Below are 15,043 nucleotides of genomic sequence, written 5' to 3'. Positions count from 1 at the left end.
CAACGTTCAGCGCGTTTTCATGTAGTGCCGGTAGAGCGCATCGTGGAGATCACGCAGATCGCGGCGGCTCTCCATCAGTTCGTGGTGACGGCCTTCGCGCTCAAGCGCGAGCAGCCGAAGCACGAGTCTTGCTGCCCGTTCGGGCTCGGTGTCATGGCAGGATTGCGCCTGCTTCAGCAGCGGCGCTAGTCCGGTTTTCTGAATCAGCGCCCAGGCGGGAAACCACGCGAGGTCGGCGACATCGCCGCTTCCTTCAAAGGACGCATCGAATGTCCTGCGCAGCGTATCCAGCGAACTGCCCTCGAGATGGCGCAGCAGGCCATCGAAACGGGTGGGAGCAAGCCATGCGAGTTCGGCCAGAAGCGGCCAGGGGGCCTCGAGACCATCGAGCCGGTATCGGCATTCGGCCATCCACATCAGCGGTGCGGGAATGCGTCGCCAGGATTCGATGCGCATGACGGCGGCTTCAGCGGCTTTCCAGTCGCCCGTATGCAGGTAGAGCGCGGCGCTGTGTGCATCGGGCTGGGCCGCACGGAACGCCAGACTCGCAGCGCATTGCGCGAGTTCGTTCCAGAACGGCGCAAGCCAGGCGATGGCAGCCCGTTCGCCCATCAGTTGGTTCGCCGAGGGTCGGACGCGGGTCAGTAGCGTCTCCCGCGTGCCAAGCGCGGCGTCATGGTTCGCGAAGGGTAGGCTGCAACGTGCTTCGAGGGCGGTCACGAGCGTGTCAAGCGCCACGAATGCCGCATCGTCCGGATATTCATGCCCGAGGATCCGCAGCGCACGGCGGGCGCCGGAGGCATCGTGGTGTTGCAATGCCGACAGGACATCGTTGCGCAGCATCACATCACGGCTGTCGTCAAAAATATCGAGTTGCATGGGTCGGACTCAGAAGAGCTGGTCGCCAGGACTCACAAGGTTATGCCACTTCACTACTCTCCTCAACGGGCGTCCGTCTTCAAGGATGGACTCGATAACGGCGCGCTGGCCGCTCGCCTCGGCAACCACGCGCACCATCCTGTCCCGGTAGCGCATCAGCGCACCGATCGGCGGGCAAACGAGGCGCTTTCGTCTTCGGTCGGCTTTCAGCATCAGGACAGCAGGAGCGGGAACCTGGCGGATTATCCCACGCCTGCCCGCGCCAACGGCGGCTACCGGTTCACCGCACGCAGCAATGGCACACCGGACAGTCGGGCGATCGCGGCGACACCCTGGCGCTGGATGTGTGCGAGCGCGAGGTCCGAATCGAACCAGCTGTTGGACAGGCTGACGAGCACATCGGGCGAATGCAGCAGGATGCGCCAGTGCAGCCACCACAATAGGTCTTCATAGCAGATCGAGAAGGCCACGCTCTTGCCTGCAACCATGACGTATGGCTGGCTGAGACTCCCGCGGATCGCGCTGACGGCCGCACCGGGGCGCCACAGCGCCGCCGGCACCGGCTGGCGACTATCCAAGCGGCCGTGGTCCGCGCCGACGATGACAGCGCTGTCGGTGTACCGGAACGGCGTGCGGGACGCGGTCAGGTCCATGCCGACGATCAATGTTCGCTTAGCCGCGGCGAATGCCTGGATATCGTCACGCCACCAGTAGCCCATCGCCGGGCGCCACAGCCCCACGATTTCCTCCGGAAGGACAACAACGGTGGCGCCTTCGCTGAACGCACGCTGTGCGATGGTCTGGACCTGTTGCGTCCGGGCATAGAGCGACGCATAGCTGGACTGATCGAACCGGCCGAGGCGTGTGTCGAGTGCTGTCCACCGGGACGGTACAACTGGCGCGCTCGCCACACTTCGCGCGAGAAGGGATAGGACCGCCAGCAGCGTTGCAACCTGTCGGGCGAAGCGACCGCGTGAGACGGAGGCCGCGCACGCGGTGGCGGTTATGCCGAGCGCCAGGCCTGGCGCCTTCCAACCGGGAAACAGGGTGCTGGTGACATATGCCGGCGATAACCACCCAATGATCCCAAGTGGTGGTACGGTCACGAGCACCGTCGCGACGGCGGCGCACAAGGCGTGGCGTGCGGCGCTCGCGTCCGACTCGGGTTTGAGCACGGCCCACGGTGTCGCCAGCACGCACGCCTGCGCGATCCAGAACGAGAAGCCGAGCATCAACGCTTCGGGGCGCGTCAGATCTCCATAGCCGGAAAAGAAGCGCATGCTCACGACGGGAATATCCCGTGCGCCAGCAAGGTAATAGCCGATCCAGATCGCGAGTGCCGAGGTACGTCCACGCACGCGCGACCATACGGCGGGCAGGAGCAGTAGGAGCACCTGCCAGTGCCCCGGGTACCATGTGGCCAGCGCCACGAGTGCGCCGGTTGCGATCAACGCCACGCATGCGAGGCTGCGTGGGATAGACTGGACAGGAGGCCGCGTCGATGGAAGAAGTGGAGGCAGCGCAAACATGGGTCCAGAGGGAGGCAGAAGTTAGCGGCACGGTCGATGCCGGCCGGGCTTTCTCAGTGATGCGCGCGCTGCACTGTCGAGCATAGGACAGCTTTTTCGTTCGCGCTACGTCGAGAGATCAGCGTCGAGAGAAAAGACACCAACACAAAAAGTTATTCGCGGAATAGCGGGGAACGCAGAGAGAACTGTCGGCCAGAAGGCGACCTTCGCCCGACGCGTCGCGAGGACGTTCAGACGGCAGCTCCACCGGGCGGTCATTCGATCGCCGGATGCCGGCGTCGTGTCATCAGCCATTGCCGACGTTGGCGCGGCCTGGGCTCTACGTCGGCAATGTGACAGTGGCGGTATCGAGCAACCAGACGGCAGCTTTCCGTATCAGCGAACTCGCACTTTCGGCCATGAAGGGACATTCGTCGGAACCATATTCCGGCCTTCGAGGAGGCCGCTCTTCTACGGCAAGCGGCCGTTCTATCGCCGATAGCGAACGTGGTTTTTGGCCCAGCAAGCTCTTCTCTGACGACCGCGTTACCCACGTCCGTTCAACTTTTTTTGACCTCTCAAAACGGTACGAGACCGGGTTCGAATACAATTGCTGAGTGTATTCCCACGGCGCTAGGGCGCGGCACAAAAGGATTCATGAGCTTGGTCGACGACATCATTGCAGCGCTCAGCTCGCAAGACCATTCCTTGGTCGATGCTCTCCTGAAAACAAAAGTCCTGCTCCACGACATTGGACACAAAGAGCTCGTGCCATGGGTCAACAATGAGATCAACGGCTACCCGCCGGACGCCGAGCTGCCGGCGTATCGGCTTCTCTCCTCGCAAGTCTTGGGCAACGTCGCCGGCATGACGGTCCAATACACGGCTCATCCGTTGCCCATTGGCCATTTGACGGAAGAACAGCGGGCTCAAATTCAGACCGCACGCATGACCCAGTCTCTGGCGGTGCTCGAAAAATTCGCCGAGGGCGAGGGCGGCAGATTGGAGGCGCCGATTCCCCTCGAAGCGAATGGCCTGCTCGGCAAGACGCTCGCGCATGGCCTGGTCATCCAACGGGCCTGGTGCCAAATCAGCCAAGCGGAACTCCCCCAGATTTTTGTGCAAGTGCGATCGCGGCTGTTGGATTTTGTCCTCGAACTTCGGGATCGATTGGGCGAGAGCAACACGACTGAAAAGATCAAAGAGGCCGCCCTCGACGTCGATGCGCCGGGCCTTTTTCGCAGCGCGATTTTCGGCGACAACACCACAATCGTCCTGGGCAGCAACAACTCCACGCACATCGCGATCACCAACGGTAAAGGCGACTTTGACGCGTTGGCGACGGCCCTCCGATCGCGCGGCATGGAGGAGCCAGACATTGTCGACTTAAAGAACGCCGTCGCAGCCGACGAGGGCGCAGAAGAGGCCTCTGACGGCAAGCCCGGCCCGGCGGTGAAGGGGTGGCTCGGGCGGGTCGTCGCGAAGACAATGGATGGCACGTGGGCGATTTCAACCGCCGTGGCGTCCGCGACGATATCCGAAGCTCTGAAAAACTATTTCGGCTGGCACTGAGGCCTAGGGGCGGAAATGGCTTTGACGCAGATGCAGATAATCCAGTCGTTGGGGGAGGCGATGTCCTGGTTTGAGCGCGAGATCAATTGGGGCGTGCCACCCACCGAGCTAAGGCATCTTTGCGGGCGCATTGGCGAGCTCTATGCTGCGCTTTTGACTAATGGCCAAATGGCCACGGCTGTGAATCAAAAGGGCTATGACGTGGTCGCCGGCAACGGGGAATACATTTCCGTCAAGACGACAGCCAACATGTCCGCCAACGGCCATTTCGCTTTCAATCCCGTGACTCTGTCTCTCGCTCACCGGGTTATGATCCTGCGCGTGAACACGGACGAGATGCAGATCGAAACACTCCTCGACGCATCCGTCGAAGACGCCCGAAAAAAGATGCGGCCGATGAACGGAAAGCTTTGCCTTCCCTTCTCGCAAGTGGTGGACTATGTGGCATTGCCGAGCGATATCAAGGTGGTCCGCTCAGCGACCTATGGGGGCTACACAATTGACGAGATCGAAAACGGCTCGATTGTCGTCGACCTAAATGGCGAGGAGCAAACGCCCACGCTGCGCGCGCTTCGCAAGCTGGCCGGCGAACTGAACGTCAGCTTGCTGAGCGGCAGCGGCACCAAGCGCAATACGCGCGTGCTGGGCAGCGCGATCATTCGCGCGATTCATGCGGCCTCGGGCGAGAATCCTGCCGCCGCCGAGGGAGGCGATGCGGTCGAAATAGATGTGTGAGCGGGCTCCGCACCGAGGGAAGACCCCCACGTCCCAATGAGCCGTTTGGGGCGCACCTAGGCGCGCGATGTGGGCCTCCAATTGAGCTGTCTTTGCGGGGCCAGCGGGTATCTCGACAGTGTCGCGACACCGGCGCATCAACGGCGCATCAACGGCGCTTCAATTTGTTGCCGAGTTCGATGTCGAGTTGATAAAGGATCCGATCCGCGCTTTCAAAGGGCAATTCTGGCGAGCAAATCGCGCGCAGATCGTCCAAATATTCGAAGTAGTGATCGGCTGCGGCTTCGATATATTCGGCCACCCTCGACGCCGACTTGTTGGGCGCCGCTGCGTGTCCCGGCCCCCAAAGCATGCGAGCCGCCCGCTCATCGTAAATTTGAAATGCTTTCGGATTGACAAACCGCAGAAACGTCGATGCCATTGGCAACTGAATGCCCCTGCAAGCCAACATCGCGCACAAGGTCTTTTTCGCACCGCGGTGGACCCCGGGCGCCAAGTTTTTGAGTGCCCACAACTCAGCCAGAAGCTCATCGCTCAACACGGGATACCGATTCACTTTCCAGAGCGCGATTTCAAACAGCCGCTGCTGATTGAGGCCGTCGTTTGGCGTGTTGTCGATCTTCGCCGTGATCTCCGGCAAGTATTTGTATTTCGCCATAAGATCGGCTGGGTTGTCTCCCCATACATCTTTGTGGCGTTCCCGAAAAGTGGCGGCGTCCATTTGATGTTCCTGCTTGTTCTAAGGTGGCGTTGGGTGAAGGCGCCATCAAGAGCGGCTCGGCATGGCTCGTGGGCCGCTTTGAATCGCCTAATAAGGGCGCGCGCTTTTCGAATGGCCCCTTAGGGCGCACCCAGGCCCGCAAGGTAAGTCTTAAATTGAGCGACCTCGGCGGGCTCCGAGACGAGCGTCGCCAACGGAGCGAGATTCTCGGGCGTCAGCAATGCGCGAGTCATCCGGATCGACTCGCCAGCCCGTTCCAAAGAGAGTTCGACGCCTCCTGACCACTTGGACCAATAACTCAACTGCGAGGGCGACAAGTTGTCGATGTCCAGGTCGGCGAACGCTTTGAGATTCGTTTCCAAATCCACGATCAAGATCTCACGCAGATCGTTCTCAGAGCGGAGCGCGTGCAGGTGCCCAACGCGACCGACCACCGCCTCAACGTAATGCGGCCGTTTTACCGTGCGGCCCGACATCGCTTCTTCGCGTGCGATCTCCTCGCGGGTCGCTTCGCGAACCCCCATCACCTCATCGCCGCCTGTCCGCAACAATTGAACAACCCGGCGCACAATCGGGGCGGGGCAGCCAGAGTTGAGCACGAGCAATGCGCGCGATTTTTTGTGCACCCAATCAGCGCCCGGCGCGCCCGCGTCGCCTTTGCGCAGGCTCGCGACCGCAGCGTTTATTTCGTCCAAGCGAAACGAGAAACTCCAAAGCCTCTCGCGGTGTTCCTTGGCTGCGATATCGCGCGTGAACTGGCTGAGCATCGTTTCGAAATCAACACCGAAATACACTCGACCGCAATCCTTCCCAATGTTGGTTGTGCGCCCGTCTTTGGTCGCAACGAGGTAGCCACGGCCGTGGGGCGTGCGGCAATTCGACAGGCCGCACGGGATTTTGTCTCGCAAGGCATAACTGCCAATGATCGCTTCGAGCTCGTGCGCATTCGGATCCAGCTGCCCATCAAAGCCCGGGCGCGCCAGGATGTCGGCCCAGTCATGTATCCGGGTGAGTTCCTTTTCGCCATTGAGCGTGATCATGCTGTACTGCCTCCTGCGTCTTTGGGTTTGTTTGACGGGTTCCGGCTGTTCGCGGCGCTGCATTCCGCGGCTGTCCGATCCATTGGTCCCGGACGCGACCGCCGATGCGCCTGCAAGTATATCGTCCGATTGGGCGAAGGCCGCGGGCGAGCGCAAGCGTGTCCCACCACCCAATCGGTTTATAGGTCGGTTGGTGGGCCACTCGCATCGCCGTGGAGCGCACGCCCGGCGCAGGGCAAGGGACATCGTCCTCGATTAACAGATCGATTGGCGCGATCGGCCACTTTGGAGGAGGTTTCAGACCAGCGAGCCAGCTCGCCGACGTTGCTGGGCCGCTCTTGCGTCAGTGCATTGGGTGCCGAAGAGTGATAGATGCCGATCGACGATCCGCGTGTTGAGGTCGGACGCCTGCTGAAGAGAGCGCGGCTATCGTTCGCACTGGTCGCACCGATGACCGCTTCGCATCTATCAAGAGACGTTGCTGTGAATGGGACCCGAATGACAGCAACGGGGCGGGAAGACTCATTCGTCGATAGAGAGAGGAGACATTCGCCGACACGGGTTTGCGAATGTCAGTGAAGCGACCTTCAGGCGCCGCTCAGCGGCTGATCGGCGACCGTCGGCTATGGCCGAATTCCAGCCTCGCAATGCGAGTCAACAAACGTCCGCAGTACCTTGGAAGCCGCCCTATATGTCGCGCTGAGTCGACGGGCCGCGGTGGGTAGATCAGCGGCATCCACGGAAATGCGCGATGAACCAAAAAAAAAGCGCCGGTCCCGGAAGGGATCGGCGCTTTGAATGGGAGCGAAAAGGAGGCAGACCTTCAGGACCGCGGGGCGACAGCGTTGATGTAGAGGTAACCGGTATCGGCTTCGATCTGGAGATCGAAGCCTTCGTCGATCACGCGGTCGAAGACCGCATCGTTGTGGTCAAGATACTCGACGAAATCATCGCCGCCGAATTCTGCCCGGGCGCGCTCCCACCAGTCATCGAATGGCACCGTATTGGGATTGCATTCGCGGGCCCACGCGATGATGCTGCGTCGGCCGTTTTCCATTTCGCCTTTCTCCGAGAGCATGTAGACACCGTGATCCTTGACCAGCACGATTCGACATTGATGTGCGCGGGCTTCGCAGATGACGGGGTGCAGATCCGCTGCAACGAAGTGGATCATGACGAATTCCTCCATGAGGGGACGGGTTATCAAATGAGGTTCCGGCTATTCCTGACTCACCAGTTGCCGCGCGAGCGCAACTTCGATGCTCTCTCCGCCCTGATTGAGGATGTCGAGACCGGACTCGGGCATGTCGCCGGATGTGGACTGCGAGACGGCAATCTTCTGTCCCATCAGCTTCAGACACCGCATCTGCGTTGTGGCCTCGTAAGCGAGAAATCGCACGGTGACGTCATGCGTCTGACCGATACGCCAGCTCCGGCGTGCGGCCTGTTGAAGCGTGTAGGTATTAAAGCCGGACTGAAGAAATGCAATCGTCGGGAATTCAAGAAGATCAAGGCCGGTTTTGACCAACTCGGGGTTTGTGATGATGACTTCGGCGCCACGCTCCAGCTGGTCGGCGACCCAGTCCTCACGCTTTTCCGCAGGCACACTCGCACGAAGTACAGATGCCTTGACACCGACCGCATCGAGAAGATTCTTCAGTCGCACCGACGTGTCGCGCGTGCCGGTATAGGTCGTATAGACCAGCGTGCGCCGGCGGTTCAGCAGTTCGCCGCGCACGAGTCGCAGCAGCACTTCTTCCTTGGGACCGGGTTGATCGTCGCGCAGCAATGCAGGCACGCTGGCCAGGATCCGCTTCGTGCGAGGGTGCCGCACGATTTCGGGACGGAAACAACATTCCGGCCACGCGAGCAGCGCATTGAGCACCACGCCAAGCAGACTCTTGTCGCCGCAGCGTAACGCGGCGCGCAATTCTGATGTCAGTGTCGATTCGAGCGTGCGATAGGCGGCCGCCATCTCCTCAGTCAGCGCGACTGGCAGCAGGGATTCGTCATAGGGCGGCAGGACGTTCTGACCGATCTGCGAGAGCTTCAGGAAGGCCGTATACGGCACGACATACCGCATGATGCCCTTGGGACCGAAGCCCGGACCCTTCACCGTCGAAACGCTCTTGCGGTCGCCTTTCGCAGTGCGGTGCGAGCCTTCGTCGACCTGCTTGTGGATGTCGATGAGCACGCCATGCTCGCGCATGAACGCCATTGTTGCGGCCGCCATCGAGCCGTTGCTGTTGTAGTTAAACCCGTCGTCGATCAGCATGGTCGGGTTCAGGCGATAGAGCAGGTGATAGAGGTCGTCGGCATAGCCACCCATCAACGTCCCCGTGAGCAGCAACGTTTTCGACGCCTTCCGAGCGAGTACGCCCATTGCCTGGCCCTGGGCGGAGTTTTCGTTCTTGTATTCGTGGCCTTCATCGGCGATGAGCAAACCGAAGTAGCCCTGTGGCAGATACCGTTTAACGAACTCTGAGGCTTGATAGCCGCCCTGTCCGAACGAGATTTCGGTATGGGCGAGCGCGCGCTCCATGCGCTTCGCCTGCCGGTCCGAGAACACAAGTTCGCCGCTGTCGTCCATCAGGTTGATGAACTCGAACACGTTGTCCTGCAGCATGTCCGCGAGCATCGATTCGCCGAAGCGGGAGAGCAGGCGTTCGGCGGTTTTCTCGCCGACGGTCGGCATCTGAAGCAGTGCTCCCTTCACCAACTCGCGCATCGACCGCGTGCCCTGGCCTTTCGGTGCCAGGGTCCACAGGCGTTCGCCGCAACTGCACGCGCGACGCTTCTCGTTCAGCGCGGGCCGAGCCTGGGTGGGTGTCAGCGGATTGCCGTCTTCGTCGCACACGAACTCGCCGCAGGCAGGGCAGCAGGCAAACACGCGCGTGATTGCGTCAGTCTCCATATCGAGCGTTGCGACGCGGCGCGCGAAGGCAGGCTTCCAGTCGAATCCCATGCGCATGCGCACGCGGCCGAGAATGAAAAACTCGGGTACCGTTGGCCTCGAACGCATGATACGAAGCTGTAGGAGCTTGCGCAGTGTGTCCGGGCCATTGAGGATCCAGACGCGTGCACCCGGCACCGTCGTTCTGATTTCGCGGCGCCACTTGTAGACGAGATGCGGCGGTGCGATGACGAGCGTGCGCGGATAGCCGCAATGGTGGAGAAGGACGGCAACGCCGATGCCCATCAGCGTCTTACCGGTACCCATTTCGGCGTTGATGACACCGCCCGGTGCGTATTGCGTCAACAGTGTCGCGATCGCGTGAATGACTTCCCGTTGCGCCGGGAACGGTTGTCGCGACAGTTCGTCGAGCAGTGCGTCCCATCGTGAGGGGCGCTGCCCATCGTAGATCGACGGGTTTTGTTGGCGGACGGCGTCGAGCAGTCCGGCGCCGAAGTTCGAGATGAAGTCCGGCAGGGCGATCACGTCGCCGGCGTTGTCGTCGGCTGTGATGTCGTCGTGTTCGGCATCGCCGTCTACGACGGCGGATTGCAGATCTTCCATGATGCGTCTCCAGAAGATGCGGGCCACGTACCCCCGGAACGGGGCGCAGGTCCCGCAGATTAGGAAAATAGAGAGAGGGCCGCCAGCGCCTCCAAGGGCGGCAAGACCGGCGAGGGGTTAGTCGATTGCAAGCGCGCCGCTGCGGACCAAGCTGGAAATCGCCTCGGTGAACGAGCCAGGGAGTGCGGTCCGGAAAGCGTGGATGCGTCCGACGGGTGAATAAGGTGTCTGGTCGAGCCTGCTGACCATTTGCGCTCCGAGGCTGGCGAGGACCAGGGAGCGCCAGTGCGGCAGCAGCGGTATCGGACTGAGCTGTTCAATCAGCGACCACACGCGTGCTTCCAGCGACGCCTTGTCGTGCGCCTGGGTTTCTCGGTCAACCAGCAGCCATGCCGAGCCGGTGGCTTTTGACGGTGTCAGCAGCGACTCGTCGTAGATCCACGTATGCACGAGGTTGCCGAAGAGGTTGTCTTTCGGCAGACGACCGCTGTATTTGTCCAGCCGCCGCGGATCGCCGATAGGTACGGTGACGATCGGCTGGCTGCTGTCGGGGTCAAGCAGGGTGATCTGACGGATGCCGCCCTCCTGGACGCCCAGATGTAGCGAGGCGTAAAGCTGCTGAACGGCGCCATCGCGACCGAAGACGGACACGAAGGCGAGCTCGCCATCGGGTGCACGCACGCAGGCATCGATGAAGATGTCCTGCAGTTCCTTGATGGGATATAGCATGGGGTGCTCCAGCGTGAATGCCCGGCGCACCCATGGGGCGCTGACCCGGGTGGGTTAAGGAAGATTCCGGGGCGTCCGCAAGGGAGCCGCCGCCGCGCAGACGAAGGCGCCGGAAAGAAGCGGCTGGGGTACGGCTGAAGGTGTCGCGTCACGGGCGACAACGGGTCTGCTACCGGCAGACCAGCGGGAAAACGTGCAGCGCGAAGCGCTTTCCTTGAGCGTCCTGGTGAACGGTCGGGGAAAGCGCCCTGGAGACAGGGCGCACAGAGGTGTAGAAGGAACGGCCGCGGTCAGCAGCCAGTCAGCGTTCCGAGCAAGGCGCGAAGTTCACGGACCTGTCCGGCCGTGAGGGTCATCGACACCAAGGCTTCGGGATGCCAGGTCTCGATCGCAGCTGCTTGAGGCAATCGTTCGTCGACGAGTCGTGCGAACGCGAGGAGTTGGTGTGCGGCTGCGTGCAGTCGCACAGCACGGACCGAGACGTCGGCGGCCGGCCATGCCGTGACGCCCGTCGCATCGAAACTGAGGACCTGTCCGTCGAGTTCCTCATATTCGTCGTAGAGCAGCGGCATGTTCGGCGCGTCATCCCACAACGTACCGGCGTCGAATGCCGCACGCGCGATGGCGCAGGCCGCCTCCGCGCTGGCGGCCCGGATGCCGACGACGACCCGGTGCGCGTGGTCGAGGCTATAGCCGACCAGGTAAGCAGGCAGTGGCTGGTTCGTGGGGCTTGTATCAGTCATGATTCGGGTGTCCTTGCAGGGCGGAACCTGCCCCCTGCGGGGCAAGGCCCCGCGGGGTTGAAGACGGGACCCGCGCTAGCGGATCGTGACAACGCGGCCGAGATTCGGGCCGGGCGTGAAGTCAATGCCCGCGATCGTGGGAACGAACCGGTCGCGCATCAGGATCGTGGTCCGGATATCACCCTTGTCCGTTTCCTCGATCTGGACTTCCTGCTCTTTCTGCTTGACGGTGTCGCCGCGGATGAGCAGGCGTGTGCCATCAACGCCGGTGACCACACCGGTAATCTGGCCGGCCGCAAGCGCGAGGGCGAGGTGCCAGTCGGACAGGTCACGCAGGGGACGGCGAGGCGTGACCGCCTTTGCTGCGAACATCGCAGAGAACTGCGGCCAGAGCGTGGCGTGCTGGAGGCGTCGCAGTTCGTGCTGGAGCTGCGGCGCATCGATCCGTGTGGACATGAAGACCTGTTCACCGGCGGCCAATGGAATGCAGTACGGCTGTGCCGTCCAGGTCTCAGGCTGTTCAGGTGGCAGTTCGCCGTCGCTGATGCGGGCGAGACGTGCGGCGAGTGCAGTGTCGACACCATCCGCCCGACGCTTGACGCCGAAGAGGACGAGCTGTTTGAACGTCTGGTCGGGGGCGAGAAACACTTCGACGCGCGTGAAATTGCGGGCGATCATCGTGGCGAACTCGCGGTCCATCACGTAGTACGGCACGATCAGCACGAGCACGCCACCGAACGCGAGCCAGGGAACCGCCTTCAGATAGAAGAACTTCTCCAGACGGTCCGGCTGACGCTCGCCAGTCTGGGCCTTGTCCGATACGACGTCGCCATACGGCGGGTTCAGGAACAGCAGCCCCATGCTGCGGGCGGTGATGAACATGTCCTGGATGTCGGTGTGTGCCACGGTCTCCAGGACATCCTTCGCGTGCCATGCACGCTCGCGGTCATACTCGACGCCAAATGCGCGGATCGCATCAGGTGTTGCGGACTGCCTACCCAGTGCGTCCTTTAGCTCGTACAGCGCGGCGCCTTCGCCGCAACATGGATCGAGCAACCGTACGGGGCGGTCCGGATCGGCCAGCGCGAGCGCCGGGATGATCCGTCCGAGCGTGACGGCATCGGTCGGGAAGTAGCCGTTTTTCACGAAATTTCGGGCGAGGCGGGGAAAGATCAAAGCCATGTCGATCTCCAACGAATCGTGGCGCGCCGTTTCGCCGGAAGGCTCGGCACGCCGCAAGTGGAAGGAATCAGGCTTTCAGCCAGGTCTGGCTGGAGGCCTGGAAGGCGTAACCGAATGCGCGAAGCTGGTCGCGTTGCTGACGGAACACGCCGCGGTCAACGGTTGGGTCGAGCTTCACTGGCTGGCTGGCGACAATCGCATCGGCCAGCTCGGTTCCGAACAGGTCGGGCAGATACAGCTCGCCAGAATCGCCTTCGGTTTGCGCGGGGGACGGCCCCTGGTCAGCATGGGCGGGGGCTGCGGCACTGGGTATGCGTTCCTCGTCGGCCGGATCCGGCTCGGTCGAGGACGGTGCCTGACCGGTCTCGCTGAACGGCTCATCGTTGTCGAGTTGCACATCGGCCAGCCTCGCGCGGATCTCGACGGTGACCTTGCCGTACCACAGGTAGCTGTGCGGATAGATCTTGTCGATCAGGAAGGTACCGATGTAGGCGCCGGGCTCGAACTGCTCGAGCACCTTGTCCTTGACCTTGAATTCGCCGACGGATGTGGTCAGTTCGCCGACTTGGAACGGGCCGTTGCTGCCCTTGATGGTGCGCACGTCGAGCGTGCCGGAAAGAGAGATCACGATGCCTCCGGATAGTGAGGCGGGACGCACCCTCGCGGGTATGGCGTCCCGCGGGGTGGGTTGAAGCGATACGGATCGATTCTGTTTGCCAGCGTGACGGGCAGGTAACCGATGAGCGTGCCGGAAGAGGCTGTAGCTTTCATATGAAGCGGCGACGCACGGATCCGCATCGAACGGATCGAGAGCAATGGGTTTTCATCGAAGCGCCACCGGTGCCGCGCTTCAGAAATGATCGAATGAGGTGATGCGGTGACAAGTCTCTGGTCACACGCGCCGTTGTGAGCGAAGGTCGCGACCGATGACGGTACGCACCGAGCTGATAACGAAGACTGTCCAGTCGGCAAAATACCGTCCGTCGAAAACGATCGCTCCCGCGTTCAGCATGAGCTGGATCGGCATCGTGATCCTGCCGGTAGGCGTCTGCCCGTCGCGTCCGGCCATGTGCTCCATGTCGGGAAAGAGCCGATAACCCTCGAACGGATCGAGGAATTCGAGCTTGAGGTCGCGGGCCTCGACGGTGTGGCAATAACGCAGCCGGCCGATCAGCGGTCCATCAAACCCTGTAACGAGCGGGGACCCAAGCGGATCGTCGCGTCCATTGAAGAGCCCGAGGTAGAGGCCGTCGGGAAGATCGACGCTCTGCGCCATATAGCGCGGCAATATGCGCCCGTCGCGGCACTGAAAAGCCTGCTGCGAGGGATCGTCGTCATCATCGGGCTGGTCGGCGGCATGAAGCTGTGATGCCGGTCCCTGCTGGAAGCAGTTCCCGCGTGCCAGTGACCAGTGCCGCATACTCGTATCGGACTTGCTGATGGCAGGGCGGGAAGGGGTGATGGAAGTGCGGATTGACATCGTTGTCTCCGGAAATGTTGCGGAGACGCGCCCTGCGGGCTGCGTTCCGCAAGGCTTGAAGGGGGGCTGGGCGTCATTCCGTCCGCCCGTCAATCGATTGCCGCAAAGATCTCGCGCGCCTCGGGGTGAGATGGAACGAAGGCGAGCAGCCTGTGATAGAGCTCCGTGAAATGCGCGTCTTCTGTCGACCACGCCATGGCGTTTAGTGCGAAGAGGCTGGCAACAATACCGGAGGCGTCACTGCTCATTTCGCCGTCGTATCCGTTGCTGTCGCAGGTGATGGGCAGCGGGCCATCCAGACGAGGCGTCATGTAGAGCGCGCCGTTGGACAGCTCGACGTAGTCCCAGAATCCGCCGTGGTACGTCGCGCATAACGACGACATTGCGGTGTAAACAGCGAATTCGGCGCGGATCATATGCTTGCCGAAGTATCGCGGCAGGATTTCCATACGGCGGTCCTCGGGCACGATGGTGGCCACGATGCCGTGCGTTTCAGTGGTCTGGTTCATGACATCCTCCGGAAAACGAGCGGAGGATGGCTGCCCTCGCGGGGAAGCGCATTCCCCGCGAGGGTTGAACAAAGGAACTACTTGAGAGCGGGGAAGCGAGCTATTCCGGACCCGGCATCATGGCGACGCGGGTACAGCCGTGCAGACAATGGCACCGGAAGATGGCTGTGAAGGTGTCGCCTGACGCGGCGACAGACGGACCTGCAACTGGCAGGTCGGCAGTGAACACGTTATGCCTCATTGGCCCTCATTGGCACCGATCGGCAGTGAGGGCGAATGACGCATAACGCCTGGCAGTTAACCCCTGCCAGGCGCGTGTCTGGGCCGGAACGATCGATCCGGCGCAAACGGCACGGCGTAGTGGGGCCACCGTGGACCCGGTCGACGATCTGCGGGACGGTACCGGCTTTCCAGAGCGGGCTCGAGGA

Annotated in this window: 15 protein-coding genes; 2 read left to right on the top strand and 13 right to left on the bottom strand. The window is 61.9% G+C overall.

Translation table 11 applies throughout. The annotated features are described in order from the left end of the window. Window positions 1-6: 6 nt before the first annotated feature. From OKW37_RS15860 to OKW37_RS15850, 3 genes are read right to left on the bottom strand one after another with little or no spacing between them, the layout of a single operon-like run. A complete protein-coding gene (locus OKW37_RS15860) occupies window positions 7-879 on the bottom strand; it encodes a hypothetical protein (RefSeq protein WP_429405420.1) in 873 nt (290 codons plus the stop codon). Window positions 880-888: 9 nt separating this feature from the next. Next, window positions 889-1,092: a hypothetical protein gene (locus tag OKW37_RS15855; protein ID WP_429405422.1), complete on the bottom strand. Its 204-nt coding sequence runs from the start codon at window positions 1,090-1,092 to the stop codon at window positions 889-891. Between the two features lie 59 nt (window positions 1,093-1,151). Beyond that, a complete protein-coding gene (locus OKW37_RS15850) occupies window positions 1,152-2,336 on the bottom strand; it encodes a conjugal transfer protein TraB (protein ID WP_429405424.1) in 1,185 nt (394 codons plus the stop codon). Window positions 2,337-3,050: 714 nt separating this feature from the next. Between OKW37_RS15850 and OKW37_RS15845 the strand changes: the two genes are divergently transcribed. Beyond that, on the top strand, window positions 3,051-3,959 hold the full coding sequence (locus tag OKW37_RS15845; protein ID WP_429405426.1) for a hypothetical protein: 909 nt from the start codon (window positions 3,051-3,053) through the stop codon (window positions 3,957-3,959). Between the two features lie 15 nt (window positions 3,960-3,974). Beyond that, on the top strand, window positions 3,975-4,694 hold the full coding sequence (locus OKW37_RS15840) for a DUF6998 domain-containing protein (protein ID WP_429405428.1): 720 nt from the start codon (window positions 3,975-3,977) through the stop codon (window positions 4,692-4,694). 148 nt (window positions 4,695-4,842) lie between these two features. Here the strand turns inward: OKW37_RS15840 and OKW37_RS15835 are convergent, their stop codons facing one another. The 10 genes from OKW37_RS15835 to OKW37_RS15790 all read right to left on the bottom strand — a co-directional run bounded on the left by OKW37_RS15835 (window position 4,843) and on the right by OKW37_RS15790 (window position 14,615). Beyond that, window positions 4,843-5,415 carry a hypothetical protein gene (locus OKW37_RS15835; protein WP_429405430.1) on the bottom strand — a complete coding sequence of 191 codons (573 nt, stop codon included), beginning with the start codon at window positions 5,413-5,415 and terminating at the stop codon, window positions 4,843-4,845. A 119-nt stretch (window positions 5,416-5,534) separates the two neighbouring features. Then, window positions 5,535-6,455 carry a hypothetical protein gene (locus tag OKW37_RS15830; protein ID WP_429405432.1) on the bottom strand — a complete coding sequence of 307 codons (921 nt, stop codon included), beginning with the start codon at window positions 6,453-6,455 and terminating at the stop codon, window positions 5,535-5,537. 823 nt (window positions 6,456-7,278) lie between these two features. Continuing rightward, entirely contained in the window at window positions 7,279-7,629 is a 351-nt protein-coding gene (locus tag OKW37_RS15825) for a DUF3085 domain-containing protein (protein WP_429405434.1), read from the bottom strand. A gap of 45 nt (window positions 7,630-7,674) precedes the next feature. Next, entirely contained in the window at window positions 7,675-9,972 is a 2,298-nt protein-coding gene (locus OKW37_RS15820) for a DEAD/DEAH box helicase family protein (protein WP_429405436.1), read from the bottom strand. 117 nt (window positions 9,973-10,089) lie between these two features. Continuing rightward, window positions 10,090-10,701, bottom strand: coding sequence for a hypothetical protein (locus OKW37_RS15815; protein ID WP_429405438.1), 612 nt, complete (start codon window positions 10,699-10,701; stop codon window positions 10,090-10,092). Window positions 10,702-10,991: 290 nt separating this feature from the next. Further along, window positions 10,992-11,444 carry a hypothetical protein gene (locus tag OKW37_RS15810; protein WP_429405440.1) on the bottom strand — a complete coding sequence of 151 codons (453 nt, stop codon included), beginning with the start codon at window positions 11,442-11,444 and terminating at the stop codon, window positions 10,992-10,994. Between the two features lie 75 nt (window positions 11,445-11,519). Beyond that, window positions 11,520-12,638: a DUF6094 domain-containing protein gene (locus OKW37_RS15805; RefSeq protein WP_429405442.1), complete on the bottom strand. Its 1,119-nt coding sequence runs from the start codon at window positions 12,636-12,638 to the stop codon at window positions 11,520-11,522. 55 nt (window positions 12,639-12,693) lie between these two features. Then, window positions 12,694-13,254 carry a DUF3275 family protein gene (locus OKW37_RS15800; RefSeq protein WP_429405444.1) on the bottom strand — a complete coding sequence of 187 codons (561 nt, stop codon included), beginning with the start codon at window positions 13,252-13,254 and terminating at the stop codon, window positions 12,694-12,696. Between the two features lie 264 nt (window positions 13,255-13,518). Next, a complete protein-coding gene (locus OKW37_RS15795; protein WP_429405446.1) occupies window positions 13,519-14,106 on the bottom strand; it encodes a hypothetical protein in 588 nt (195 codons plus the stop codon). A gap of 89 nt (window positions 14,107-14,195) precedes the next feature. After that, window positions 14,196-14,615, bottom strand: coding sequence for an antirestriction protein (locus OKW37_RS15790; protein ID WP_429405448.1), 420 nt, complete (start codon window positions 14,613-14,615; stop codon window positions 14,196-14,198). Between the last annotated feature and the right edge of the window lie 428 nt (window positions 14,616-15,043).

Source organism: Paraburkholderia sp. MM5482-R2, assembly GCF_050436125.1.
GTDB classification, from domain to species: Bacteria; Pseudomonadota; Gammaproteobacteria; order Burkholderiales; family Burkholderiaceae; genus Paraburkholderia; species Paraburkholderia tuberum.
Note: the sequence above shows the minus strand (reverse complement) of the source record. Positions and strands in the feature narration are given on the sequence as shown.

Bases quoted from the DNA above. Each gene is read 5' to 3' on its own strand.
- OKW37_RS15790 (WP_429405448.1), bottom strand. From the start codon at position 14,615: ATGAACCAGACCACTGAAACGCACGGCATCGTGGCCACCATCGTGCCC.
- OKW37_RS15840 (WP_429405428.1), top strand. From the start codon at position 3,975: ATGGCTTTGACGCAGATGCAGATAATCCAGTCGTTGGGGGAGGCGATG.
- OKW37_RS15860 (WP_429405420.1), bottom strand. From the start codon at position 879: ATGCAACTCGATATTTTTGACGACAGCCGTGATGTGATGCTGCGCAAC.
- OKW37_RS15810 (WP_429405440.1), bottom strand. From the start codon at position 11,444: ATGACTGATACAAGCCCCACGAACCAGCCACTGCCTGCTTACCTGGTC.
- OKW37_RS15830 (WP_429405432.1), bottom strand. From the start codon at position 6,455: ATGATCACGCTCAATGGCGAAAAGGAACTCACCCGGATACATGACTGG.
- OKW37_RS15855 (WP_429405422.1), bottom strand. From the start codon at position 1,092: ATGCTGAAAGCCGACCGAAGACGAAAGCGCCTCGTTTGCCCGCCGATC.
- OKW37_RS15825 (WP_429405434.1), bottom strand. From the start codon at position 7,629: ATGATCCACTTCGTTGCAGCGGATCTGCACCCCGTCATCTGCGAAGCC.
- OKW37_RS15820 (WP_429405436.1), bottom strand. From the start codon at position 9,972: ATGGAAGATCTGCAATCCGCCGTCGTAGACGGCGATGCCGAACACGAC.
- OKW37_RS15815 (WP_429405438.1), bottom strand. From the start codon at position 10,701: ATGCTATATCCCATCAAGGAACTGCAGGACATCTTCATCGATGCCTGC.
- OKW37_RS15795 (WP_429405446.1), bottom strand. From the start codon at position 14,106: ATGTCAATCCGCACTTCCATCACCCCTTCCCGCCCTGCCATCAGCAAG.
- OKW37_RS15835 (WP_429405430.1), bottom strand. From the start codon at position 5,415: ATGGACGCCGCCACTTTTCGGGAACGCCACAAAGATGTATGGGGAGAC.